The sequence below is a fragment of the uncultured Senegalimassilia sp. genome (assembly GCF_934636665.1).
Lineage (GTDB): Bacteria > Actinomycetota > Coriobacteriia > Coriobacteriales > Eggerthellaceae > Senegalimassilia.
On sequence record NZ_CAKUAT010000013.1, the window covers coordinates 27,296 to 52,988 of the forward strand.

The following is a 25,693-nucleotide window of genomic DNA, read 5'->3' on the forward strand; positions in this document are numbered from 1 at the left end:
ATATATAGATTTACGTTTGGGCGAAAATCGGGTGGGATGAAGTGGGATTGCATTTGTGCGGATTCGGTGGCGTGGGGCGATGTGGGATGGGTGGGGCGAAGTGGGAGACGTTGGCGCAGCGGTTGCCACCGCGCCGCGGGAGACGTTGCCCGTCGTCCATCGGTTCATTGCGAAAGATGATACCGGTTACCGTCTTTAACCGATGCCGGAACCGGTTACAAACGGTTGCAGGCGGTTTACGGCGTTAGAGTCGCAAAGATAGGCGCCAGGGGCCGCTGCCCGGACAGCATTTGGGCGCATAGGCTTACCCCGCGCAGGCAAAGCTCACCTGGGCGCGATGAGAACCGACCCGCTATGCTGGTCGGCGCTCGCGCCTTCGCTCCCCGACCTTTAGGCGCGCGGGTGCGCGTGCAGGTATTCCTCACGCAGATGGCTGCGATCGACGTGGGTGTAGACCTGGGTGGTGGAGATGTCGGAATGGCCGAGGATATCCTGGATGACGCGCAAATCCGCCCCGCCCTGCAGCATATGCGTGGCGAACGAATGGCGCAGCGTGTGCGGGTGCAGGTTGTCCACGCCGATGGCAAGGCCCGCGCGCGACACCACCTTGAACACGCTTTGGCGCGTCAAGCGACCGCCGCGGGCGTTCAGGAACACGGCGTCGGTAGGCTTGGCGTAAGGCTTGCACAGCTGCGGGCGCGCGTTTTCCAGATAGTCAGCCAACGCGGTTGCCGCCGCACCCGATATCGGGGAGATGCGCTGCTTGCCGCCTTTGCCGAGCACGAGCAGATACCCCTGGTCGAGCACCACATCTGACAGGTCCAGGCCGCACAGTTCGCTGACGCGCAGGCCGCATCCGTAGAGCACCTCGAGCATGGCGCGGTTGCGCAGGGCCGTAGGGCCGCCTTCCTGCCCCTCAAGCTCTTCGAACAGGCGTTGCACCTGATCAATGGACAGAACGTCGGGAAGGCGCTCCGGGGTTTTCGGCAGCGGCAGCCCCGCCGCAGGGTTGCTTTCGGTGTAATCCTCGGCCACGCAAAACCGGTGAAACCCCTTCACCACCGACGCCCTTCGGCACACCGTGGAAGCGGCATAGCCCTGCGCGAACAGATGCTCCTGATACGCCACGATGGACTCGCGCGACACCTGCGAGAGCTTCTCGATGCCCTGCGAGAACAGGAAATCCCGATAGGTTTCCAGATCGGCCTCGTAGGCCTCGATGGTGCGCGGCGAGCTGCCGCGCTCGATGCGCAGGTAGGCGATGTATTCCGCTGCCAAATCGATCAGATCGTCGGTATCGATGCTCTCGTCCACGAGCGCTCCCTTCCCTATCGGCTTATCCTTATATATCCCACCATACGGAAAAGGCCGCCCGATGCGGCGGCCTTTTCGCAACAACAACATTATGTAAACCTTTAACCGGTTTAGTCCGAACCCCGGAAGCTGCCGAACTACTCGCGATGATCGAGGGCTGCGGCGACGAAGTCGCGGAACAGGGGATGCGGCCTGGTGGGACGGCTTTTGAACTCGGGGTGGCCCTGGCTTGCCACGAACCACGGATGGTCGGGCAGCTCGACCATCTCCACCAGGCGACTATCAGGGGAAACACCGGAGATGACCAGACCCGCCTCTGCCAAACGGTCGCGGAACGCGTTGTTCACCTCATAGCGATGGCGATGACGCTCGTAGATGAGCTCCTCGCCGTAGGCCTTGAAGGCCATGGATGCAGGAGCGACCTTGCACGGGTAGGCGCCCAGTCGCATGGTGCCGCCCTTGTCCTCGACGTCTTCCTGCTCGGGCATCAGGTCGATCACGGGGAACTCGGCGTTCTCGTCGAACTCCGCCGACGTCGCTCCGGGCATGCCCGCCACATCGCGCGCGAACTCGCACACCGCCGCCTGCATGCCCAGGCAGATGCCCAAAAACGGCACGTCGTGCGTGCGGGCGTAGCGCACCGCGCAGATCTTGCCCTCGAAGGCGCGCTGGCCGAAGCCGCCGGGCACCAGGATGCCGTCCATGGATCCCAGGACCTCTTCGACATTGCTGTCGTTGAGCTCCTCGCCATCGATAAGATGCACGTTGACCTGGGTGTTGTTGTACACGCCCGCATGATGCAGCGCCTCGATGACCGAAAGGTACGCGTCGGGCAGGCTGGTGTACTTGCCCACGATGGCCACATCGCAGTCATGCTCCACATGGGCGGCCGCATCCACGAACGAGCGCAGGGGGCTCAGGTCGATCTGACGCTCGGGAAGACCCAGGCGCTCGAGCACCTTCACATCGAAGTGCTGGTCGTACAAGCCGAAGGGCACCTCGTAGATGGAGGGGCTGTCGGTGCATGCGAGCACCTCGTCGGGTCGCACGTCGCAGAACAGGGCGATCTTCTCGCGCACCTTATCCGAGATCTCGTGATCGCTGCGGCATACGATGAAGTCGGGCTGCACGCCGATGGAGCGCAGCTCCTTGACGGAATGCTGCGTGGGCTTGGTCTTGACCTCATGGGCTGCGGCGATGTACGGGACCAGCGTGACGTGGATGAACAGCACGTCACCGCGCTCCTTTTCCTTCCTGAACTGACGCGCGGCCTCGATGAAGGGCTGCGACTCGATGTCGCCGATGGTGCCGCCGATCTCGGAGATGACGATGTCGGCTCCGGACTGGTCGGCAATGCGGCGCAGACGCTCCTTGATGGCCTCGGTGACGTGCGGGATAACCTGCACGGTGCCGCCGAGGAAGTCGCCGCGGCGCTCGCGGGCGATCAGGGTTTTGTAAATGGAGCCCTGCGTGAAGTTTGATTCGCGGGACAGGTTCTCGTCAATGAAGCGCTCGTAATGCCCCAGGTCAAGGTCGCCTTCGTGGCCGTCTTCGGTGACGAAGACCTCGCCATGCTGAAACGGGCTCATGGTGCCCGGGTCGACGTTGAGGTACGGGTCCATCTTCTGCATGGTCACCTTGTAGCCGCGGGCCTTCAGCAGATGTCCAAGGGAGGCGGCCGTGATGCCCTTGCCCAAAGACGACACGACGCCGCCGGTTACGAAAATATGCTTGGCCATAGTTCTCCTTCGCGCTTAGAAACCGGTGTATTTCCCCACCGCCGATCGCGCTGCGCCCAGGCCGATACGCCTGCAGCACGCCAACGGCAAACTCCAAACGTTGGTTTATTGTACGCGCCACGCAACTTCTTCCCCAGCCCCGCGCGAGCCTTTTAACAGAGGGGAAACGAAACTGAAACGAGATGGACGGCAAGGGCGACGGCGTCGTTTCGCCTGCTTTTGCGGAACCGGCGCAACGGAGCCCAACGGCGGCAAACCGGGCCCAAGGACATGCCGCCGGGTGCTCCCCTTCGCCTTCTTCGTCGGGCGCAGTCGATAGGACTTCGTTCGCTTTTCGCGTGATGATGTGCGCTTGTCTTCACGCTTTCGCGCGCGAGCCTTATACTGGTTCGGTTAAACCTACCGTCATGGAAAGGGGTTGCGCCCATGCGCATCGGTTTCGACAACGATAAATACCTGGCTTTGCAAGCCGAGCATATCCGCGAAAGGATCGGCCAGTTCGGCGGCAAGCTGTATCTGGAGTTCGGCGGCAAGCTGTTCGACGACTACCATGCCTCCCGCGTGCTGCCCGGCTTCCAGCCCGACAGCAAGATCCGCATGCTGCAGCAGATGGCCGAGGACGTTGAGATCATCATCGCCATCAACGCCAACGATATCGAGAAGAACAAGGTGCGCGGCGATCTGGGCATCACCTACGACGAGGACGTGCTGCGTCTGCTGGACATCTTCCGGTCCATGGGCTTCGCCACGGCCGGCGTGGTGATCACCCGCTTCGAGAACCAGCCTAACGCGCTGGCGTTCCGCCATCGTCTGGACAGCCTGGGCATCAAAAGCTACCTGCACTACCCCATCGCCGGGTATCCCTACGACACGGCGCGCATCGTGTCGTCGGAGGGCTACGGCAAGAACGAGTTCGTGGAGACCACGCATCCCTTGGTAGTGGTCACCGCCCCCGGCCCCGGTTCGGGCAAGATGGCCACGTGCCTCTCCCAGCTCTACCATGAGCACGAGCGCGGCGTCGAGGCGGGCTACGCGAAGTACGAGACCTTCCCCATTTGGAACCTTCCGCTCAAGCACCCGGTGAACGTGGCGTACGAGGCTGCAACCGTTGACTTGGACGATGCCAACACCATCGACCCCTTCCATCTTGAGGCATATGGGGAAACCACCGTCAATTACAACCGCGACGTTGAGATCTTCCCGGTGCTCAAGGCCATGATGGAGCGCATCCTGGGCACGAGCCCCTATCAGTCTCCCACCGACATGGGCGTGAACATGGCGGGTATGGCCATTGTTGACGACGACGCGTGCCGCGAGGCCGCGAAGATGGAGATCGTGCGCCGCTATTTCCAGGCCGCGGTCGACGAACGCCGCACCGGTCTGCATCACGAGTACGTGGAGCACCTTGAGCTGCTGATGAACCAGGTTGGCGTGGACACGAACTTCTCGCCCGCACGCTCGGCCGCTTTGCTCAAGGCCGAGGCAACCGGCGCGCCTGCCGGCGCTATGGTGCTGCCCGATGGCCGCGTGGTCACCGGCAAAACGTCGGACCTGCTGGGCGCAGCCTCCTCGCTGCTCATGAACGCGCTCAAGGGCGTGGCGGGCGTCGACGAGGACCTGTTCGTCATCTCCGACGAGGTCATCGAGCCCATCTGCGACCTGAAGACTTCCACGCTGCACGCGAAGAACCCGCGCCTGCATTCCGACGAGACGCTGCTGGCGCTTTCCGTGTCCAGCGCCACCGACCCGGTTGCCAAACAGCTGGTGGATGCAGCCGACCAGCTGCGCGGTTGCGACGCGTTCTTCAGCGTGATCTTGAGCCCCACCGACGAGAAGCTCTACCGCACGCTCGGCATCAACATCTGCTGCGAGCCGAAGTACGAGCAGCGCAGGTACTTCCACAAGTAGGACCTTGCTACATATTTGCTTGGCGTAGATGCGCCAAGCCATCGAAGCCCCGCGAGAATCTCGCGGGGCTTTTTGCGTCATCAACCATTTACTCAAACTGCAGCATCCAGGGAATCAAGCACGTGAGCAATCGCAGATGGCGACAAGGCGCGACAACATATGCGAAGGCGAGCACATAGCCTATGCCGTAAACGCCCGCAAGGCGCCGCAACGAACGCGAAGACAAGCGCGTTGGCAAGACTTCATATGTGGTTGCAAAGCGCGTAATGCACTCCAGCATTTCTTAGCTTGAATGCATGCTTTACCTGGTGTATATCGGGTGCTTCTATGGATATTCGTATTGGTTCGATATTTCCTATTTTCCCAGATAGATGCTTAAGTTTCTGATACACAGCTGAATAGACGAAATACCGTTAGCGTCTATAGGAAAAAGAGAGCATCAGAGAAAGGGATTCGGAAAACCGAGCACCGCAAGCAAGCCGCATCTGAAACGCTAGGCTCATGTGCAAACCACGCATCTAAAGCTGATATCAGAGAAATCGTAAGGGTCCGCATAGCCCATGGAATCGTTTCTGAGACGAGCTACGAGACGCCAGGAATGGCAAGCCCACGCGAACGACGATGTCGTCTTAGCGCCTTCCTAGAAGGTCCAAACAGATCATCCCGCGCTTCCGCAGTAAGGACGGAATGCTGCGCGAGACCGACTGCGCGCTGCACAAGTACCCTAACCCTTCCACAAGCACAGGGAGCGCGGAACGAACCGCTTACTCGCAAGAGAAGAAGGCGGGCGCAGGGCCGCAAAACGAAGCTACGAGAATTCGAGCCAAACCATCAGAAGCGGGTCGCAAAGCAAACGCCCCCGCACTCTTATGAGCGCAGGGGCGTAAACAAAACTAATTGAAAAACCAAGCAGACGGAGAGCACGCCACCCAATTGCTTGCAGAACATCCTACCGAAAGCGGTAAGCCCTGCTGCACACGGCAAGCGCACCGCCCTGTTGAATGCAGAGCATCCCACTGCAAGCGGCGTGCCCTACCGTACGCAGCGAGCCCTACCGTACGCGGCAAGCGCTACCGGCCCAGCTTCCCGCCGATCTTGCGAACGATAGTGTTGACGAAAGCGGCCTCGGGAACGTTGAGCTTGCAAGCCGGCACGAACGTCACCGCCAGGGCAACAAGGCCGCCCGCCACAACATACGCCAGGGCTTGCACGATAGATCCGGAAAGCGGGGACACCATCGTCTGCAGCAGCCAAAGCACGGCACCGCCGGCAGCGGCACCGACACCGCCGAGAACCACCGCCGTAGCCAAAGCACGCGCCACAGAGCGCAAACCGAACGGCCCCAAGGTGCGTCGCAGATATCCAAACAGGCACACGTCCAAAACCAAATAGAACAGCGCCTCGGCAACGGCAATGGAGCTGATAGGCATAACGTCGGAATGGCTTGCGGCGAACATGGTCAAGCCGATCTGCACAGCGCCTGCAACGAAATTAAAGCCAGCGAACACGCCCATGCGGCGAAGGCTGGAGAACGTCTTCTGCAAGTAGGTGTTCACGCCGTACAGAGGCAAGGCAACAGCCCACACGGCCAAGTACGTGGCGATAGCGGACACGTTCTCCATGGTGAAGGCGCCGGCATGATACAGGGTGACCAGCGGCATGCTGAACACGGCCAGGTACATGGCGAACGGGATCATGAAGAACAGGATCTGGTTGGTGCCCGAAACGATACCGCGCTTAACACCATCCATATTCCCTTCCGCCTGCATATCCGAAAGCTCGGTGAACATAGCGGTGGTGATGGGCACGGCCAAAAACGAATACGGCAGCGTGAACCACAGGCGCGCATACGCCAGAATGGAAGGACCGTTATCGGCGAAGTTGTAAGAAGCAGCGTTTTGCACCGATACGATGGCGAAGGAGCACAGCATGACAAGCACCGCAGGAACGCCGATGCCCAACGTCTCGCGAAGCGCCGGGTCGCGCAGGTTCACACGCGGGCGGATACGAATGCCATTGCGCTTGAGCGCGGGCAGCTGAATGGCCATCTGAATGAACACACCGGCGGGATTGCCGATAGCGATGATGTACAAGGCAAGCTGCTGATCATACGGAGCCACGAACGAGTATACCAAGAACGTGACGATAACAATCAGGTTGTTCGCCACCGGAGCGATAGAGGACCACAGATAGTCACGGCTCGCGTTAAGCAAGCCCGACACAATAGCCGAACAGCCATAGAACACGATCTGTATGGCGAAGAACTGGAAGAAGAACACCGAAGTGGCCATCTGCGACTGATCGGAATAGAAGCTTTGCGTGTAGATGACCGCCGAGGGGAACAGCATGCACAGAAGCGAAACCGCTCCAAGCAACAGCACCACCAACGTAAGCAAGTTTGACGCGTATTCGTTGCCGGCACGCTGCCCCAGCTTCTTCTTCACCGAAACGTACACCGGCAAAAACGCGGTGACGATCATGCCGCCGCACACCAGCTCGTAGAGCTGATTGGGAAGGTTATTCGCCACCTGGTAGGAGCTTGACAGCAGCGTAGAACCCAGCGCGAAGGCCATGGCCCAAGTACGCACGAAACCGGTGATGCGGGAGACGATGGTGCAGATGCTGATAAGGGCCGCAGACCCGCCGATGGCGGCGGTGGAGCCTTGGTCGGCGCCGCCCTGAGAAGGGCGAGGATCGCCGGGCGCGGAACCCTCTTCATGCATGGCTTGCTGGGTTTGCGGGGAAGCGGCAGAGGCCGCGAGATCGGCAGAACGAGTGTGTCGAGCTCGTGCGAGCTTGTCGGACATGAAAATGCGCTTTCTCGTGATGGTATGATTGCTCATCATAGCAAACACGGAAAGAGGCCCCGCATGCACATCCTCATCGTGCGTAATAATTCCAACTCGCAGGCGATCGACGCATCGTTGCTGCTGGTAACGTACCTGGCCACGCAGGGAATCGATTATACCGTGGTCGATTCCTCGAAGCTTGCCTCCCCCCTGGCAGCCCCGGAGCTTTCCGAGCTGTTCGAGCACGGCGTGGACATGGCGGTGGCCTTAGGCGGGGACGGCACCATCCTGCGAACGGCCCGTCAGGTGGGCTTCCACGGCACTCCCATCCTGGGCATCAACTACGGTCGCCTGGGCTTTTTGGCGAACCCGAACGAATCAGGGGTCATGGAACCGCTGGTTGCGGCGCTTTCCGGCGACGCGGCCCACGAGGTGCGCACCAACCTTGACATACGGGTGGTGTGCGAAGGCGAAGCCGACCCCTACGCCGATGACGGCGCCGGCGTCGAGCCCGACGAGCCGCGTGAATTCTTCGCGTTGAACGAGGTGGCGGTCACCCGCGGCGCCAACGGCCGCATCATCGATTTCGGGTTGGGCGTTTCGGGGTCGCACCTGGCGAACATGCGCGGCGACGGCTTGGTGGTGGCAAGCGCCACGGGCTCCACGGCCTATGCGCTGTCGGCAGGCGGACCGCTGGTGGCACCGGGCTTCACAGGCCTGGTTGCCGTTCCCATAGCGCCGCACACGCTGCACTCCCGCGCAGTGGTCACGGCACCTTCCGACGTGGTTGAAATGGACCTGTCCGAAAACCAGGACGATCGCGACGCCACCCTGTTCATAGACGGCGAGCTGGTGGAGCTCGACCGACCTTTGCGCCGCCTATACGTGCGACGCGGGGATGTACCCACCACCCTGCTGCGCTACAAGGACGAAGGGTTCTACAACCACGCAGCAAAGGTGTTCTTCTAGGAAACACACCCGGTGAAAAGGGCAAAGGGCTCGCAGGCCTCGAATAGGCTTGCGAGCCCTTTGCCATAGCATGCGGAAACGCCAGAAGCGAACCCCATACCGTTGACGGATTCCGTAAAAGGCTTTCGCAATAGCGCACGGAAACATCCTGAGCAGGCATATGCAGAAGAGCGCGCAAACGAACGTCCGCGATTCTGCGGCAACCAACCAGCTGGCACGATGCAGTCAAGCGCTTTACTAGGGAAGACGACAACAGCGCTTGCTGCAAACAGAAAAACGAACCCGGAACCTTACAGTTCAACGCGCTCGAAGAACTCCTTGCCGACACCGCACACGGGGCAAACGAAATCATCGGGCAGTTCGTCGACGTACTCCATATGCCCGCAGATAGTGCAACGCCAGGCAACCTTAGGCTGTTCGGCGCCATTCGATACGACGGGCGCTGAAGCAGGTTGATCGTCCCCCAGATAGCTGGATGCCTTTGGAGGCGTTTTGCCGCCCTTGACCTGATGATAGAACGCATACGTCATCGGGGAACCCGCATTGGCGATCTTGGCGCACTCCTGCACCTCCCCCACGAACAGCACATGCGTGCCTAAATCAAGCTCGGAGACCACCTTCGCGGAAAACCAAGCGCAGCACTGCTCGGCCACATAGGGCATGCCGGCTTCATCGCGCGCGCTGGCATGTTGGGCAAACTTGTCAAGCTCAGTGGAAGTATGGAATCCGAACGTGCCAACCAACTGCATGTCGGCCTGCTCGGACAAGCAAGAAGCCGTGAACCGACCAGCTTGACGCACGGCTGCTGTAGTGGCGTTTTCCTTGTTGAGCGCCACGCTCACCTGCAACGGAGATGAAGTGACCTGGGCGAACGTGTTTGCTACGCATCCGTAGTCCCTGCCATCGAAACGCGTGCCGATGACATACATGCCGTAGCTGAGCGAATGGAATGCCTGCTTGTCGAACATAAGAGCCTCCTTAGTCCCGCGTTACTCGTTTATGATAAATGATAATGTATCCTAGTAGCGTTAGCTTATCACTCCTGTACCATTGACGGGAAGGGCGGGATGACGAAAATCAACTACACGCCGCACAGCGCTCTTCACCCCTCCACGCCTTCGACTATACGCCGCTCAGCGTCCCGATTGCGGCGCAAAAGCAAAGCGTTACCGACATGCTGCATACGAGAACGCCCCAAAATGCAGGGAGACCCGCTTTCGCGGGCCTCCCTGTTGCTTTTTGTGCAGTGCTTTTTGTGCTTAACGCTGTGGTGCTATTCGGCAGCGGTCTCGGCAGCAGCCTCAACCTCGGCCTCTGCGGGAGCCTCGACGGCCTCGGCAGCGGCGGTAGCGGCCTCGATCTCGGCAGCCTTCTCAGCCTCGGCAGCAGCCTTCTTGGCGAACTCCTCGGCACGCTTGGCCTTAGCGGCGGCCTTAGCCTCGCGCTCGGCCTTCTTGGCGGCCTCGATCTCGGCGGCCTTAGCGGCGCGCTCGGCCTTCTTGGCGGCCTCGCGAGCAGCCACCTGCTCCTTGGCGGAACCGAACTTGTCGGCGAAGCGCTGGACGCGTCCGCCGGTGTCGACGAAGCGCTGCTGGCCGGTGTAGAACGGATGGCACACGTTGCAGATGTCGACCTTCAGCTCGGACTTCGTCGAGCGGGTGGTGAAGGTGTTGCCGCAGCTGCACTTGACGGTGCACTCCACGTACTCCGGATGGATTCCTTGTTTCATAGTCTGGTACTCCTTTTACCGTGCCTTGGTTTCCGACCAAGGCGGAAGACAAGCCTTTGCATTATAGCACGGAAAACGCCGCACACGATGACGTTCGCGCGCGGCGTTCACATGTTTTCCGCGAATGAGAGCCTCAGGGAAAGATTGCCCATGCCAACCGCAGGCCGGCACCAAGTCAACGCTCCCCCGCATAGCCTCGCCCGTGACCGATGTTGCGCCCTATTCGCCCTTCTCGGCGGCAGGCTCCTCAGACACGGTGATGTCGGCATGCTCGAGCAGCCAGCGGTTTGCCTTCAGGCGGCCAGCAGTCTCGCGCAGCACGAAGGCCTGGCCGTTGCCCTCCATCTGACGGCGCGCCGTGGTGGGATCGGCGGGGTTCATGGCGCGGCAGGCGGCCATGATGTCCTCGTCGTCGAGCGTCATCTTCTCGTGACGGAACACCGCGTCGAACGCGTAGCCCTGCACGAGCATCTGACGGGCCTGTATCATGAGCATCATGCCGAACTGCTGCTCACCGCCCTGCGACTCGACGAACTGCTCGAAGGGGATGCCCTGCTGGGCAAGGGAACCGCGCACGTTCTGCATAAGCGTGTCGCGCATGGACTCGTACACCTCGTCGGAGATGGTGCCCTGGAAGCGGCGGGAAAGCTCGTCGGCCACCATGGTCAGCTGCATCTCCTGGTACTGGGCGCGCTGCTCGGCCTGCAGGCGCTCGGAAACAACCTGACGCAGGGATTCCACGTCGCGGGCCATGGGCATGTTCTTCTCGATGAACTCCTGGTCCACCTCCGGCACGCGCTTCTCCTGGCACTCGATCACCGTGACCTTGCAGTCAAGCGGCGCCTCGCCCTCGGGCGCGCCGGGCATATCGAAAGCGAACTCCTTGACGTCGCCCTCGTTCATGCCGATGAGGTTCTTCTCGAACTCGTCGGGCATAAGACCCATACCCAGGATATAGGTGCGTCCGTCGGTGCACAGGTTGTCCAGGCGCTTGCCGGCCTGGGAGACCTCGAGGGCGATCTTGGCGGCACCGGAGGCGTCGAGCGGCTTGGCGTCGCACTTCTCATAGGTGGCGAAGCTCTCGGCGAGCTGCTGAATCTGCTGGTCGACCATGGACTCGTCGAAGTTCAGCGGCGGCACGGTGATGGAAACCGGCTCGTAGCTGGTCAGCTCGTAATCGGGCTTGGGGGTCACCTGCACCTTGAACTCGAAGACCTGGCCGCGCTTGATGGGCTGGTCGATGATGGGCGTGGGCGGGAACGCCGGGCACAGGTTGCGCTTGTCCACGGCGAACGGCACGAGGTAGTCGATGGCCATCTGCTGGGAAACGGAATCCAGGTCCTTGATGCCGAGCTTGTCCTCAGCGGCCTGGGCCGGCGTCTGACCCTGCGGCACTTCCACGCCCATGCTCGCGCAGAACGAATAGTGCGCCACGTTGAACGCCTGCGCCACCTCGGCGGTTGCGGCGGCGGCGGTGAGCTCGATAAGACCGTCCTCGAGCTTCTTCTCGGTAACCTTCATGGGATCCCCTTCTGATTGATGATGAAACGCTCACATTGTAACGCAACCCGGCGGCATGCGACCCCTGATGCGGCAAGGCCGCAAGCCGTCGTGCCGCGCAGGGCGCGCAAACCGGCTCGGTTAACCCCACGCCCCCCCCCGCATCGTCGCGCCAAGCAACCGGCGCGCAAGGCATGGCACCCGCGGTACCGTCCGCTACTCGTTGGACTTCAGGCTTTCCACCATATCGATGCGGCGCAGCTTGCCGCGCATGGCAAGGGCCACGATGCCCGAGAACACCATGGTGAGCGCGAACGCGATGGCGAAGCTTGCCGCATGGATATCGCGGCCGAACATGACCTGGTCGACCTCTGCAGTGGTGATGACGAAACCCTCCATGAAGATGCCGAGCACCAGGCCGATCGCGGCGCCGATAATCGACAACAGGATGGTTTCGCGGAAGATGTACGCATCCACCTCGCGCGAGGTGAAGCCGAGCACCTTGAGCGTGGCGATCTCGCGAGCGCGTTCGGTGATGTTGATGTTCGTGAGGTTATACAGCACCACGAACGCCAGCAGCGCCGCGGCGACCACGAGCACCACCACCACGCTATTGACCGACTTGAGCATGGTGCGATAGCTGTCGATGGTCTCATCGCTGTAGGTGACGGTTTTCACGCCGTCCATGGAAAGCAGCTGGTCGGAGAACGCATCACGGTCTACGCCGTTCCCAAGATCGGCGTAGACGGTGGCGAACTCGGCCGGCTGGCCCATAGCCTGCTTGTACACATCGGCGGTGACGTAGGCGTACTGCGCCACGTAGTTCTCCATGATGCCGGCGACGGTCACCGCGCGCCCATCCCCCACCAGGTTGCCGATGTCGTCCTCGTCGTAGAACGTCAGGGTATCGCCAACGGAAACCCCCAGCTGGCTGGCAAGCTTCTCGCTGATGATGGCACCGCTCCCGTCGAGCGTGAGGGCCCGGCCCCCGACGCGCTCGCGCATCTGCACGAAGCGCTGCAGCTGCTCGGGATCCTGAGCGCATACCAACTCAAAGCGATGCTCCGCACCGTCATCAGGGGCGCACGCGATCTTGTTCTCGGTGGAAACCCAGACGAATTGCTGCCCATCCGAGCCCACCGCATTCGAAACCGCATCCTTTGCTTTCTGGTCGGCCTCGTCGGCATCCATGCGCACGATGGTGTTGAAGCTGTACACTTCGCCGTACTGCTTGTCGATGATGTCGTTGATGGCGTTTTGCAGCCCCAGGCCCGTGAGCAACAGCGCAGTGCAGCCGGCGATGCCGATGATGGCCATGAAGAAGCGACGCTTGTAGCGGAACAGGTTTCGCGCCGTCACCTTCCAGCTGAACGTCATCCTGCTCCACAGCGGGCGGATTCGCTCAAGCAGGATGCGCTTGCCGGCCTTCGGCGCACGCGGCAACATGAGCGACGCCGGGCACTCGCGCAAGGTGGCCGCCGCTGCGAACCACGTTGCAGCAACGGTGATGCCCACGCCCAAGGCAGCGGCGCTTGCGGCCACGCCCGGGTTCACGGGAGTAGGCATGCAAGGCACCATGTACATGATGGAATACGCTTTCATGATGAACCATGGCAGGAACTGGGAAAGCAGCGCGATGCCCACGGCCGCGCCCACGCCCGATGCCACCACCGCGTAAACAAGGTACTTCGATGTGATGCGCGCATTGGAGTAACCCAGCGCTTTGTACGTGCCGATGAGCACGCGCTCCTCCTCCACCATGCGGGTCATGGTGGTCAGCGACACCAGCGCAGCAACCAGGAAGAACATAAGCGGGAACACCGCGGCGATCTGGTCCATGCGGCCCGCATCGCTGCGGAAGCTCTCCGCGCCCAGGTTCTTCGAGCGATCGAGCACGTACACGTTGGCATCCTTGTCGGCGATGGCGTCGATCTCGGCCTGGGCATCGGCCAGCTGCTGTTCGGCATCAGCGAAGCGCTGTTGTGCCTCGGCACGCCTCCCGTCAAGCTCGGATTGGCCGCTTCGCTGCTCAGCCAAGCCGCTTTCGTACTCGGCGCGACCCTGCTCATAGCTTTGCTGCCCCGCAGCATATTGCGCGCGCCCCGAAGCCAGACGCGCCGCGGCGTCATCGAGCTGGGCCTGCGCGGCGTCAAGTTGAGCCTGTGCCGCGGAAAGCTGCGCCGCCGCCTGTTCGCGCTGCGCGTCGAGCTCAGCCCGACCGGCAGCAATCTGATCAGACGCGCCGGCGGTTTGCGCGTCGATTTGCGCGATGGCGGCCTCCAGCTGAGCGGCAACATCGGCAAGCTGGGCCGCACGGGCCTGCTCAAGCTGCGTCTCAAGTTGACTGCGCTGCGCCATGGCCTGATCGTATTGCGCCTGTGCGGCGTCGAGCTGGGCCTGGGCCTGCGCTATGGCCGACTGAGCCTGTTCGCGTTGCTCGGCAAGCTGAGCCGTGCCGCTCTCATGCTGCGCCCGACCGCTTGCAATCTCCGCTTCGCCCTGGGCAAGCTGCGCTTGACTGCTGGAGAGCCGAGCCGCCGCGGAGGAAAGCTGCGCCGCAGCGCTATCCAGCTGCGCGCTCGCGTCATCCAACTGCGCTTGGGCGTCGTCCATCTGCGCGACGGCGTCGGCCTTCTCGCGCTCGAACTCCGCACGTTTATCGTCGAGCTCGGCCTGCGCGTCGCGCTGCAGCTGCTCGATGCGCGATGCGGAAAACTGCGGGGAAAGGTCGTTCAACCGCTGCGCCACTGCGTCGACGCGCTGCTGATAAGCATCCTCGGGCCACGCTTCCCCAGCCGCCCCGTCGACGGTGAGGAATGCTTCCGTATAGGGGTAATCAGCCGCAAACGCCCCTTCGGGCACGAACACGAAGGACGAAAGCTCGCCCGACCCAAGGGATGTGGCGCCGGTATTGGTGGTGCACGTGTAATACGAGGACCGCACGAAACCCGTGACGATGAAGGTGTGGGTGGTGAACACGCCGTCAAGATCCTGCGTGCCCTCGAGCAGCTCGACGGTGTCGCCGATATGCACCGGGGACGTCCACACGTTGTCGGCGGAAAGCAAGCACTCGTCGTCCGATTCCGGCCAGGTGCCCTCCACCAAGATAGGCCGGTTCACGTAATCGGCGTTATCGGAATCCACGTGCAGGCCATCGTCGCAGCTGCTCGCCTTCGCCGCATCCATATCGAGCGAATGATAGCGAAGCGTGTACTGCGTTCCCGCCAGCTGCGATATGGCATCCGCCTCGTAGGCGGGCATGACTCCTGATACGCCCTCGACGCCGCGCAGCATGTCGACCTGCTCATCGGACATGCCCAAAGACGACACTACTCGAAGGTCGCACAGCTCGGTGGCGTCATAATATTCATCCCCCGCCAAACGCATATCGGGGCCGGTCATGCGCAAGCCGGCATAGAAGCCGCAACCGAGCGCCGCCATCACGGCGATGGCCAGAAACCTCCCCCACGAATGCGTGATGGAGCGCAGAACCTCTTTGCGAAAGGCTCCCATGGCTACCACTCCAAATCTTCGGCGTTGCCCGGGCTCGGGTTGACGAAGCAGCTGGCAACGCGACCTTCGCGTACATGGATGACGCGATCGGCTATATCGGCGAATGCGGAGTTGTGGGTGATGAGGACCACCGTCTTGCCGGTGTTGCGGCACGTGTCCTGCAGCAACTTCAGGATAGCCTTGCCCGTTTTGTAATCCAGGGCGCCGGTGGGCTCGTCGCACAGCAGCAGCTTGGGGTTTTTCGCAAGCGCTCGGGCAATGGCTACGCGCTGCTGCTCGCCGCCGGAAAGCTGTGCGGGGAAGTTATCCACGCGATGCCCCAGGCCCACCTCGGCAAGCACCTGCGCCGCATCCAGCGGATGCGGGCAAATCTGGCTGGCAAGCTCGACGTTCTCGAGCGCTGTGAGATTCTGTACCAAATTGTAGAACTGGAAAACGAAGCCGATGTCCAGGCGGCGGTACTGCGTGAGTTGACGCTCGGAGAAACGGCTGATGTCGCGCCCATCAAGCATGATGGTGCCGGACGTGCACGAGTCCATGCCGCCGAGCATGTTCAAAAGCGTGGTCTTGCCAGCGCCCGAAGGACCGACGACCACCACGAACTCGCCGGCTTCGGCAGTGAAGGTCATGCCATCGGCAGCGGCAACCTCCACCTCGCCCATCTTGTACACCTTGCGAACATTGTTGAATTCCACGAACGCCATGTTCCCACCTTGCTCTTCGGGTGCTTTCCTTCCCCTGATTATACAAAAGAGCGCCCCGGCATAGATGCCGGGGCGCTCTAAGCGGCTCAAGCGTTAGCTTGGTGTAACGTCAACCTTAGTTGGCGCCGAACAGCTCGATGGTATCGCCTTCCTTCAGCGTGACCATGGCCTTCTTCCACGTACGGGTCTGGCCGACCTGATAACGCACGCGCTTGGGCTTCGGCTTGACGTTCAGGGTGTTCACCTTGACCACGGAGACGTTGAAGATAGCCTCGATGGCCTGGCGGATCTCAACCTTGTTGGAGTCCTTGGCCACCTCGAAGGTGTACACGTTGTTCTCCATCTGGTCGTAGCTGTGCTCCGTCACGATAGGACGGATGATGACCTCGCGGGGATCCTTCATTATGCGAGCACCTCCTCGATGCGCTTCAGGGCCTCAGCGGTGAACACCAGCTGCTTGTTGTCGAGCAGCTCGTAGGTGTTGGCCTCGGCGACGGGCAGGATGTTGACCTTCTCCAGGTTGCGGAAGGACAGCCACGTGGTGACGTCGTCGTTGCCGATGACCAGCGTGGTGCGCTGACCCTCGAAGCCCATAGCCTTGATGAACGCCTTGGCGTCCTTGGTGCAGGGCTTCTCGAACTTGAACTCGTCGACAACGGTGAACTGACCGTCAGCCACCTTGGCGGACAGAGCGGAGCGCATGGCCAGCTTGACTTCCTTGTTGTTCACGCGGAAGGCGTAGCTGCGGGGATGCGGACCGAACACGGTACCGCCGCCAGCCCACTGAGGGGAGCGGATGGAGCCCTGGCGAGCACGACCGGTGCCCTTCTGGCGCCACGGCTTCTTGCCGCCGCCGCGGACCTGGCCGCGGGTGAGGGTATTGCTGGTGCCGGCACGCCAAGACGCACGCTGAGCGCGCACAACCTGGTGCATGACGGGCACGTTCGGCTCGATGCCGAACACGGAAGCGGAAAGCTCGGCGTCGCCGGCCTTCTTACCGCTTGCGTCCTTGATCTCGATAGTCGTCATGGTAGTGAAAACTCCTTATAGATAGTCCAGGTTACGCCATGCGCACGCGCACGATGCCGTTCTTGCCGCCGGGGATGGCGCCCTTGACCAGGATCAGGTTCTGCTCCTCGTCGACGCGCATCACGGTCAGGTTCTTGACGGTGACGGTGTCGCAGCCCATGTGACCAGGCAGGCGCATGCCCTTGAGCACGCGGGAAGGCGTGGCGCACATGCCCACCGAACCGGGAGCGCGGTGGAAGTGAGCACCATGGCCGCCCGGACCGCCGGCGAAGCCGTAGCGCTTCATAACGCCGGCGAAGCCCTTACCCTTGGAGGTACCGGTGACGTCGACCTTCTTGACCTCAGCGAAAGCCGCCACGGTCTGCTGGTCGCCGGCCTTGTACTCGGCGGCGTCCTCGACGCGCACCTCGCGCAGGTAGCGGGTAGGCTCGATGCCCTGCTTGGCGAAATGGCCGCCCATGGGCTTGTTGACCTTCTTGGCCTTGATCTCGCCGAAGCCCAGCTGCACGGCCTCGTAGCCGTCGGTGGCCTTCGTCTTGACCTGGCACACCGTGTTCGGCTCAGCCTGGATCACGGTCACGGGGATGAGCTTGTCCTCCTCGTTGAAGATCTGGGTCATGCCGATCTTCTTACCAAAAATAGCGTTAATCATGCTAATTGACACCCCTTACAGCTTGATCTCGATGTCGACGCCGGCAGGGAGGTCCAGACGCATCAGGGAATCCACCGTGTTGGGGGTGGGCTCCAGGATGTCGATCAGGCGCTTATGGGTGCGCATCTCGAACTGCTCGCGCGAATCCTTGTCCACATGGGGGCCCTTGACGACGGTGAACAGGTTGCGCTCCGTCGGCAGCGGGATGGGACCGGACACCTTGGCACCCGTCTTCTGAGCGGTATCGACGATGAGCTTCGTGGACTGGTCCACGATCTCATGATCGTATCCCTTGAGGCGGATGCGAATCTTCTGATTAGCCACTTTCATTTCCTCCGTTAAGCTTTCGGACGTTCAACGCTTAAGCGTTGCCGCCGGCCTTGCTGATAATCTCTGCAGCGACGTTCTTGGGAACCGGCTCGTAAGAGTCGAACTGCATGGTGTAGGTAGCGCGACCCTGCGTACCGGAACGCAGATCGGTTGCGTAGCCGAACATCATGCCCAGCGGCACCTTCGCGGAGATGGCGACGGAACCGGTGCGCTGCTCCTGACCCTGGATCATGCCACGGCGAGACGGGATGTCGCCCATGACGAAGCCCGTGTACTCCTCCGGGGTCTCGACCTCGACGGCCATGACAGGCTCGAGGATGACCGGATCGGACTTGCGCAGAGCTTCCTTGATGGCCATGGAACCGGCAACCTTGAAGGCAGCTTCCGAAGAGTCGACGTCGTGGTAAGAACCGTCGATGAGCTCGACGCGGACGTCCTCGACGGGGTAACCGGCCAGAACACCCGTGTTGAGGGCTTCCTGGATACCCTTGTCGATGGAAGGAATGTATTCCTTCGGCACGACGCCGCCGACGATCTTGTTCTCGAACTCGTAGCCCTTGCCGGCCTCCTGCGGGTACATGTTGATGACCGCGTGGCCGTACTGGCCGCGACCGCCGGACTGGCGGACGAACTTGCCCTCGGCGGAGAGGACCTCGTGGCCCGGACGCTCGCGGTAAGCAACCTGCGGCTTGCCCACGTTAGCCTCGACCTTGAACTCGCGCATCAGGCGGTCGACGATGATCTCCAGGTGCAGCTCGCCCATGCCGGCGATGATGGTCTGGCCGGTCTCGTGGTTGGTGGACACGCGGAACGTCGGGTCCTCCTCGGCCAGCTTCTGCAGGGCGATCTCCATCTTGGTCTGGTCAGCCTTGGTCTTCGGCTCGACGGCGATGTCGATAACCGGGTCGGCGAACTCCATGGACTCCAGGATGATCGGAGCGTTGTCGTCGCACAGGGTGTCGCCGGTGGTGGTGTTCTTCAGGCCGACGACGGCGACGATGTCGCCAGCGGAGCAGGAGTCGATGTCGACGCGCTGGTTGGAGTGCATCTGCAGCAGACGGCCGACGCGCTCCTTCTTGTCCTTCGTGGCGTTGGTCACGTAGGAACCGGCGTCCAGAGAGCCCGAGTACACGCGCAGGTAAGTCAGCTTACCCACGAACGGGTCGGTCATGATCTTGAACGCCAGGGCGCTGAACGGGGCCTTCGGGTCGGAAGGACGCTCGTCCTCCTCGCCGGTGCCGGGCGTGGTGCCCTTGATGGCGGGAACGTCGACGGGAGCCGGCAGGTAGTCGACGACGGCGTCGAGCAGCTCCTGGACGCCCTTGTTCTTGTAGGCGGAGCCCACGAACACGGGATTGATCTTGCAGGAGATGACGCCCTTGCGCAGAGCGGCCTTCAACTCCTCGACGGAGACTTCCTCCTCCATGAGGACCTTCTCCATGAGCTCGTCGTCGCAGTCTGCGGCGGCCTCGACCAGCTCCTGGTGAGCCAGCTCGGCCTCATCGACGAACTCGGCGGGGATGGCATCCATGGGCTCGGGGTAGGTCATGCCCTTGTCGTCGGCCTTGAAGTCCCAAGCGGTCATGGTGACCAGGTCGATGACGCCCCAGAAGTTGTCCTCGGCGCCCATGGGCAGCTGAGCGGCGACGGCGTTGGCATGCAGGCGATCCTTCATGGTCTGGATAGCATGCTCGAAGTCTGCGCCGACGCGGTCGTACTTGTTGATGAACGCGATGCGCGGCACGCCGTAGTTCTCGGCCTGACGCCACACGGTCTCGGACTGCGGCTGCACGCCTGCAACGGCGTCGAAGACGGCGACGGTGCCGTCGAGGACGCGCAGGGAGCGCTCGACCTCGGCGGTGAAGTCCACGTGGCCGGGGGTGTCGATGATCTGGAAGCGGTACGTCTCGTCGTCCTTCTTCCAGAAGCACGTGGTGGCGGCGGCGGTGATGGTTACGCCGCGCTCCTGCTCCTGAACCATCCAGTCCATGGTAGCGGCGCCGTCGTGCACCTCACCGATCTTGTGCGTCTTGCCCGTGTAGTACAGGATGCGCTCGGTAGTGGTGGTCTTACCGGCATCGATGTGGGCCATGATGCCGAAGTTACGCGTGAGTTTCAGATCGTTAGCTTTAGCCATGTTAGGTCACGCCCTAGAAGCGGTAGTGCGAGAACGCACGGTTGGACTCGGCCATCTTGTACAGGTCCTCGCGCTTCTTCACGGAGGCGCCGGTGTTCTCGGCGGCGTCCATGATCTCAGCGGCCAGGCGCTGCTTCATGGTGTGCTCCTTGCGCTTACGGGAGAAGTCCACGATCCAGCGGATGGCCAGCGTGGTGGCGCGACGGGAGTTGACCTCCATCGGCACCTGGTAGGTGGCGCCGCCGACACGCTTCGGCTTGACCTCGAGGGTGGGGCGGACGTTGTCCATGGCCTTCTTGAAGATAGCCAGCGGATCCTCGCCCGTCTTGGCCTGGACCAGCTCGAAAGCACCGTAGACGATGCCCTCGGCGGTGGACTTCTTGCCGTCCAGCAGGATCTTGTTGATCAACTGGGTGACAAGGCGGTTGTTGTAGACGGCGTCCGGCTGAACTTCACGGCGGACTGCTGCTGCACGACGCGGCATGTAAAACTCCTTCTGATTCCTGCGCGCTTCGGGGAAGCTTTCTCCTTCCCATTAGGTTGCCGCCTTCCCGACCCTTTCGGGAGAGGCGCTTTCATGCAACCCGCGCGTCTTAACGGTTACTTATTTCGGGCGCTTGGCACCGTAGCGGCTGCGAGCCTGCTTGCGGTTGTCCACGGCGGCGCAGTCCAGCGCAGCGCGGATGACCTTGTAGCGCACACCGGGGAGGTCCTTAACACGACCGCCGCGGATGAGCACCATGGAGTGCTCCTGCAGGTTGTGGCCGATGCCGGGGATGTAGGCCGTGACCTCCATGCCGTTGACCAGGCGCACGCGGCAGACCTTACGCAGAGCCGAGTTCGGCTTCTTGGGGGTGGTGGTGTACACGCGGGTGCACACGCCACGCTTCTGCGGGTTGCCCTTCAGAGCCGGCGTCTTCTTCTTGTCGACCGACTTCTTGCGGCCCTTGCGGACCAGCTGGTTGATGGTAGGCAAAATCTTCTCCTTCTATATTTGCCTCCGGCGGTGTACGAGACCACCGCCGCATTACTCTCGGGTTTCCAAGTGCGTTCAGCTGATACGCACGCGAAAACCCTGCCCCTTTCGGAGCGCGAGTTGGAACTTTATCACCGGGTATAGGGGCTGTCAAACGCCACGCACCCGGGTGTGTCTATTGGTATTCTACCGCGTTTTGGCAGGTCATGCAACGTTTTGCCCTTCCGCGATGCACGTTTTGCACACAAATTCGCAAAAAGTTGTTGCAAAAGTTGCGAAACGGTGCGCCGGTTGGTTTTGCCAGTCGGAGCGAGCAAGCCCCAAGCCCTTCCCTGCCGTCGAAATCAACGTATTTGCGCCGCCAAAGGGTTATTTGCGGGCCTCGAGCACCAGCTGCTCGACCAATCGCGCGCAGCCGTTCAAGTTGTCGACGGTGATGTATTCGTCGCACGAATGGTAGTTGGCCATGCCCGTGGCAAGCGTGATCGCCGACACGCCGCGCCCGGCCAGGATGTTGGCATCCGCGCCGCCGCCCGATGAGGCAAGGCTGGGGCGAAGCCCGGCTGCCTGGGCTGCGCGCACGACGCCTTCGACCACCGGATGATCGGCGGCATAGGAGATGGGCAGGTAGTCGGTGCGCCACTCGATGTCCACGCTGCCGCCGGCCTGCGCGGCGGCTGCGCGCATGGCCTCGTCCATGGCGGCGCGCTCGGCACGGGCGCGCTCAAGCGAGGTGGAACGGCATTCGCCCGACAGCCAGCAGGTACCGGGCACCACGTTCGTGGCGCCGTCGCACTCGATGACGCCGACGTTCGATGTGGTATGCGCGGAAATGCGTCCCAGGGGCATATGGCACACCGCTTGCGCCGCCATGGCGAGCGCCGAGATGCCGCGCTCGGGCTCGACGCCGGCGTGCGCCGACTTTCCGCGGAAGGTCGCCGTGAACGTGCAGTGGCACGGCGCTTGGTTGATGATGGTGCCCGGATCGCCGTCGGCGTCGAGCACGTAGCAGGGCGTACCTTCAGGCAAGAACGACGTATCCAACGCGCCGGCCCCCAGCAGGTGCATCTCCTCGCAGGTGGTCAGGATGACGTGCACATCGGGAAGCACCTCCCCCGCTTCGATGAGGCTACGCAGCCCCTCGAAGATGGCGGCCACGCCGGCCTTATCATCGGCTGACAAGATGGTGTCGCCCGCGCTGCGGATCACGCCGTCTTCCACCACGGGTTCGATTCCCTTGCATGGACGCACGGTGTCCATATGCCCGCACAACGCCACAGCACCGGGGACGCTTCCGGCTCGGAAGGCGATGAGGTTGCCCGTATCGGAACCGGTCTGTTCGGCGGAATCATCGAAACGAACGGAAAACCCCAAGCCCTCCAGCTCGGCTTTGCACCGTTTCGCCAAAGGGGCCTCATGACGCGACGGGCTTTCGATGCGCGCAAGTTCGCAGAACAGATCGAGCAGACGGTCGGGCTTCACAGGTTCCCCTTTCAGTCGGGATGTCGGTTCATCGGGATGTTGATTCGCCGGGATAAGCGAAAAGCCGCGCTCGGGCGGCTTTCCGAAATGGTTCATATATATAGATATAGGGCAGCGACCGCGGCAACGCAAGGAATGCTCGAAACGACCATGTCGATGCAGGCAGCCGCCGTTAGCGTGCGGCGCGCGCTTGCGCCATGGCGTCCTGCGCGTCCTCCTCCTGGCGCAGGCGATCGCGTTCGCGGTCGATGGCGCAGTTGCGGAAGTAGACGAACCAGTTAGCGGCAATGCAGACCACGTTGATGAAGTACACGGCGAGCACCCAGTTGATGTTGCCGGACACGAACTTCGCGGCGATGCCCGCGAAATAGCCCAGCGTGATCAGCAGGATGAACTGCCAGCTGGTACCCGCGGCCGTACGGGCCTTGAAGTTCTTGTACGCGTTCATAGGCCACGAAAGCCCGAAGCAAATGAGCATGATCGCCTCAAGCGCCTCTGCCATTTCCGTCATCTCCCTTGGTGGTATTCTGCAGGTTCGCCGCGGACGCATGCCCTCGGCGATTCGCTATGGTAAAACTGTCTACGTTATAGGTTAAGCGTTTTCCATAATCTGCGCGTTATCGTCACATTGACGCCAAGGAGGTGCGCATGGAGCTTTTGCAGCTGCGCTATTTTCACGAGGTGGCGCAAACCCAGCATATGACGAACTCGGCCAAGCGGCTGGGCGTGGCCCAACCCGCGCTGACGCAAGCGATCCGGCGCCTTGAGGGCGAGCTGGACGCGAAGCTGTTCGAGCGCGTCGGACGCAACATACGCCTCACCCCCTGCGGCGAGGCGCTTGAGAGCAAGGCCGCCCCGCTGCTTGCCGCGTTCGACGAGATTCCCCAGGTCATTGCCCAGACAAAGGGCCAGGAGCGCAACACGGTGCGCATCGACGTCGAGGCCGCAACGTCCATGACCGTCGACGCCATCGCAGCGTTTCGCGCAACGGTTCCGCAGGCAGCCTTCACCATCAACCAAGCCAACAGCGAAGCTCGCTGGGACGTGCGGGTGCGCACGGTGACTCCCGGAGGCGCCGGCAAGCCGGATGCACGCACATCGCAGCTGTTCCGAGAACGCATATGCCTGGCCATCCCCAAGGAGCAGGCGAAAGGCAACGCGGCGTCTTTGGCGGATTTCGCCGACGCACCGTTCGTATGCCTGGCGGGGACGCGCGGATTCCGCGGGGTGTGCGACGAGCTGTGCCTGAAGGCGGGGTTCGCACCGAACGTGGTGTTCGAGTCGGACAGCCCCGATGTGGTGCGCAAGTTCATCGCGCTAGGGCTTGGCGTGGGGTTTTGGCCCGAGCGCAGCTGGGGTGCGCTGGAAGGATCGGATGTGGTGCTGGCGCCGATCGCGGATGCGGGGTTCGAACGAGATATCGTGGTGGAGACGGCCAAGCACCCGCTTGGGCAGAAAGCCGCCGAGTTCCACGCTTTTTTGCTCGACTTCATACGGCGGCGCATGGGCGAAGCGAGCGCGTAAGGCGGAATGGGGCTTCGCAAGAAGAAGCGGGCGCCGGGAGACGAGAATCGCGTAGCATGATATAGGCAGCCGGCTGGCGAAGACCGAACGGAACCGGGCCTGACAGATAGCGCTACGTCCCCGAAACGTCAGCGAGCGGGCATGCAAAGCGCCCGGAAACGAGAGAAAGCCCTCGCGCGGTTGCGCGAGGGCTTTCTTGTGCGTTGACGTTTGCTTACGCGAGACTAGAGCGACAAGATGGGTGCGGCGACCTGCTTCTTGCGGGAGAGCACGCCGGGCATCCAGACGGACTTGCCGGTGCAGTCGATATCGAAGGCGCGGTTGACGAAGTCGGTGTCGCCCTCGCAGATGAACTGGCTGCCCTCGGCCAGGATGTCGGTGGCGAAGAACAGCACGAACTGGTAGCCCTTGTCCGCGACCAGGCCCTTGATGGCCTCGCGGATCTCGACCTCGCGGCCGAGCACGGCCTGCAGGTCGACCGTTTCGTACTGGCCGATGTAGACCTTGTTGCCGTTGGACAGCTCGAACTCCTTGGCGTCGGCGTTGACCAGCTTGTCGACGGGGAGCTCTGCGGGGTTGGAGCGGCACTTGAAGATGGACATGCCGTACTCGACCGGGTCAACGCCCACGGCGGCTGCCGTGCGGGCGATGATGTCGCGGTCGAAGTCGGTGGTGGTGGGCGACTTCATGATGACGGTGTCGGTGAGCATGGCGCCGAGCAGCAGCGCGGCGATGCCACGCGGCAGCTCCACGCCTTCGATCTCGAACTCGCGCGCCACGATGGCGGCGGTGGAGCCGACGGGCTTGGCGTTGAAACGCAGCGGCTGCGCGGTGACCAGGCCACCCAGGCGATGATGGTCGACGATCTCGACGATCTCGGCAGAGTCAAGGCCGTCGGCGGACTGCAGAGCCTCGTTGTGGTCGACGAGGATGACCTGCTGGCCCTCGGAAAGGGACTCGATCAGACGCGGAGCCTCGATGCCGTTCTCGCCCAGGATCCACTCGGTCTCCGGCGGAAAGCCGCCCAGACGGCACGCCTCGTAGACGGCGTCGGAACCGGCGCGCTTGGCCAGCTCGTTTTTCAGGTACGCATAGCCAACAGCTGCGCTGATGGCATCGTTGTCGGGGTTTTTGTGACCGAACACCAGGATGGGTGCCGCCATGTGATCGCTCCTTCGCTAGCCGGGTCGCGCCCGGCCCTTCATCGTCCTACCCTTTTCGGCGAAGCGTTCGCAAAATGACGCGACGCCGACCATTCATTATAACCTCGCTTGCCGAACATGTTCAAAACCCTAGGGAACTGCCACGAACCGGGCGCAAACGGCCGGCGAAAGCAGCATTCGAACGTAGCATGCGCCGCCCCTATATCGCGCCGATACAGCATCGAACAAGACAACC

21 protein-coding genes are annotated in these 25,693 nt (G+C 62.1%); 3 read left to right on the forward strand and 18 right to left on the reverse strand.

What is annotated here, in order from left to right; translation table 11 throughout:
• Window positions 1-390: 390 nt before the first annotated feature.
• Window positions 391-1,314 (reverse strand): site-specific tyrosine recombinase, encoded by a 924-nt coding sequence (locus Q0G75_RS06460; RefSeq protein WP_294416287.1) that lies wholly within the window; start codon window positions 1,312-1,314, stop codon window positions 391-393.
• 137 nt (window positions 1,315-1,451) lie between these two features.
• Complete coding sequence (locus Q0G75_RS06465) at window positions 1,452-3,053, reverse strand: CTP synthase (RefSeq protein WP_294416289.1); 1,602 nt, start codon at window positions 3,051-3,053, stop codon at window positions 1,452-1,454.
• A 426-nt stretch (window positions 3,054-3,479) separates the two neighbouring features.
• On the opposite strand from Q0G75_RS06465, the gene Q0G75_RS06470 reads away from it, so the two are divergent.
• Window positions 3,480-4,961 carry a DUF1846 domain-containing protein gene (locus Q0G75_RS06470; protein WP_294416291.1) on the forward strand — a complete coding sequence of 494 codons (1,482 nt, stop codon included), beginning with the start codon at window positions 3,480-3,482 and terminating at the stop codon, window positions 4,959-4,961.
• A gap of 1,070 nt (window positions 4,962-6,031) precedes the next feature.
• Here the strand turns inward: Q0G75_RS06470 and murJ are convergent.
• Window positions 6,032-7,768, reverse strand: a complete 1,737-nt coding sequence (gene murJ, locus Q0G75_RS06475) for a murein biosynthesis integral membrane protein MurJ (protein ID WP_294416294.1) — start codon at window positions 7,766-7,768, stop codon at window positions 6,032-6,034.
• Between the two features lie 63 nt (window positions 7,769-7,831).
• On the opposite strand from murJ, the gene Q0G75_RS06480 reads away from it, so the two are divergent.
• Window positions 7,832-8,719, forward strand: a complete 888-nt coding sequence (locus tag Q0G75_RS06480) for an NAD(+)/NADH kinase (RefSeq protein WP_294416296.1) — start codon at window positions 7,832-7,834, stop codon at window positions 8,717-8,719.
• Window positions 8,720-9,009: 290 nt separating this feature from the next.
• Here Q0G75_RS06480 and Q0G75_RS06490 read toward each other — a convergent pair whose 3' ends face one another.
• From Q0G75_RS06490 to Q0G75_RS06555, 14 genes are all read right to left on the reverse strand, one after another.
• Window positions 9,010-9,687, reverse strand: coding sequence for a flavin reductase (locus tag Q0G75_RS06490; RefSeq protein ID WP_365910878.1), 678 nt, complete (start codon window positions 9,685-9,687; stop codon window positions 9,010-9,012).
• 305 nt (window positions 9,688-9,992) lie between these two features.
• Complete coding sequence (gene rpmE, locus Q0G75_RS06495; RefSeq protein WP_042433290.1) at window positions 9,993-10,448, reverse strand: 50S ribosomal protein L31; 456 nt, start codon at window positions 10,446-10,448, stop codon at window positions 9,993-9,995.
• Between the two features lie 219 nt (window positions 10,449-10,667).
• Complete coding sequence (locus Q0G75_RS06500) at window positions 10,668-11,969, reverse strand: trigger factor (RefSeq protein WP_294416298.1); 1,302 nt, start codon at window positions 11,967-11,969, stop codon at window positions 10,668-10,670.
• Window positions 11,970-12,164: 195 nt separating this feature from the next.
• Window positions 12,165-15,461 (reverse strand): FtsX-like permease family protein, encoded by a 3,297-nt coding sequence (locus tag Q0G75_RS06505; protein ID WP_294416299.1) that lies wholly within the window; start codon window positions 15,459-15,461, stop codon window positions 12,165-12,167.
• A 2-nt stretch (window positions 15,462-15,463) separates the two neighbouring features.
• Entirely contained in the window at window positions 15,464-16,165 is a 702-nt protein-coding gene (locus tag Q0G75_RS06510; RefSeq protein ID WP_294416301.1) for an ABC transporter ATP-binding protein, read from the reverse strand.
• Between the two features lie 115 nt (window positions 16,166-16,280).
• Entirely contained in the window at window positions 16,281-16,568 is a 288-nt protein-coding gene (gene rplW / locus Q0G75_RS06515) for a 50S ribosomal protein L23 (protein WP_042433278.1), read from the reverse strand.
• Entirely contained in the window at window positions 16,568-17,194 is a 627-nt protein-coding gene (rplD, locus tag Q0G75_RS06520; protein ID WP_042433275.1) for a 50S ribosomal protein L4, read from the reverse strand. The genes rplW and rplD overlap by 1 nt, the downstream gene beginning before the upstream one ends.
• A 31-nt stretch (window positions 17,195-17,225) precedes the next feature.
• Window positions 17,226-17,846: a 50S ribosomal protein L3 gene (gene rplC, locus Q0G75_RS06525; RefSeq protein ID WP_042433272.1), complete on the reverse strand. Its 621-nt coding sequence runs from the start codon at window positions 17,844-17,846 to the stop codon at window positions 17,226-17,228.
• Window positions 17,847-17,861: 15 nt separating this feature from the next.
• Window positions 17,862-18,170, reverse strand: coding sequence for a 30S ribosomal protein S10 (gene rpsJ, locus Q0G75_RS06530; RefSeq protein ID WP_042433704.1), 309 nt, complete (start codon window positions 18,168-18,170; stop codon window positions 17,862-17,864).
• A 37-nt stretch (window positions 18,171-18,207) separates the two neighbouring features.
• Window positions 18,208-20,313: an elongation factor G gene (fusA, locus tag Q0G75_RS06535; RefSeq protein WP_294416302.1), complete on the reverse strand. Its 2,106-nt coding sequence runs from the start codon at window positions 20,311-20,313 to the stop codon at window positions 18,208-18,210.
• Between the two features lie 13 nt (window positions 20,314-20,326).
• On the reverse strand, window positions 20,327-20,797 hold the full coding sequence (gene rpsG, locus Q0G75_RS06540) for a 30S ribosomal protein S7 (protein ID WP_042433267.1): 471 nt from the start codon (window positions 20,795-20,797) through the stop codon (window positions 20,327-20,329).
• Window positions 20,798-20,917: 120 nt separating this feature from the next.
• Window positions 20,918-21,289 (reverse strand): 30S ribosomal protein S12, encoded by a 372-nt coding sequence (gene rpsL / locus Q0G75_RS06545; protein ID WP_042433264.1) that lies wholly within the window; start codon window positions 21,287-21,289, stop codon window positions 20,918-20,920.
• Window positions 21,290-21,658: 369 nt separating this feature from the next.
• Entirely contained in the window at window positions 21,659-22,771 is a 1,113-nt protein-coding gene (locus Q0G75_RS06550) for a M20/M25/M40 family metallo-hydrolase (RefSeq protein ID WP_294416304.1), read from the reverse strand.
• Between the two features lie 172 nt (window positions 22,772-22,943).
• Window positions 22,944-23,273 (reverse strand): hypothetical protein, encoded by a 330-nt coding sequence (locus Q0G75_RS06555; protein ID WP_294416306.1) that lies wholly within the window; start codon window positions 23,271-23,273, stop codon window positions 22,944-22,946.
• 146 nt (window positions 23,274-23,419) lie between these two features.
• Between Q0G75_RS06555 and Q0G75_RS06560 the strand changes: the two genes are divergently transcribed.
• Window positions 23,420-24,295 carry a LysR family transcriptional regulator gene (locus Q0G75_RS06560; protein ID WP_294416309.1) on the forward strand — a complete coding sequence of 292 codons (876 nt, stop codon included), beginning with the start codon at window positions 23,420-23,422 and terminating at the stop codon, window positions 24,293-24,295.
• 224 nt (window positions 24,296-24,519) lie between these two features.
• Here Q0G75_RS06560 and Q0G75_RS06565 read toward each other — a convergent pair whose 3' ends face one another.
• Entirely contained in the window at window positions 24,520-25,458 is a 939-nt protein-coding gene (locus tag Q0G75_RS06565; protein WP_294416310.1) for a manganese-dependent inorganic pyrophosphatase, read from the reverse strand.
• Window positions 25,459-25,693: the final 235 nt, after the last annotated feature.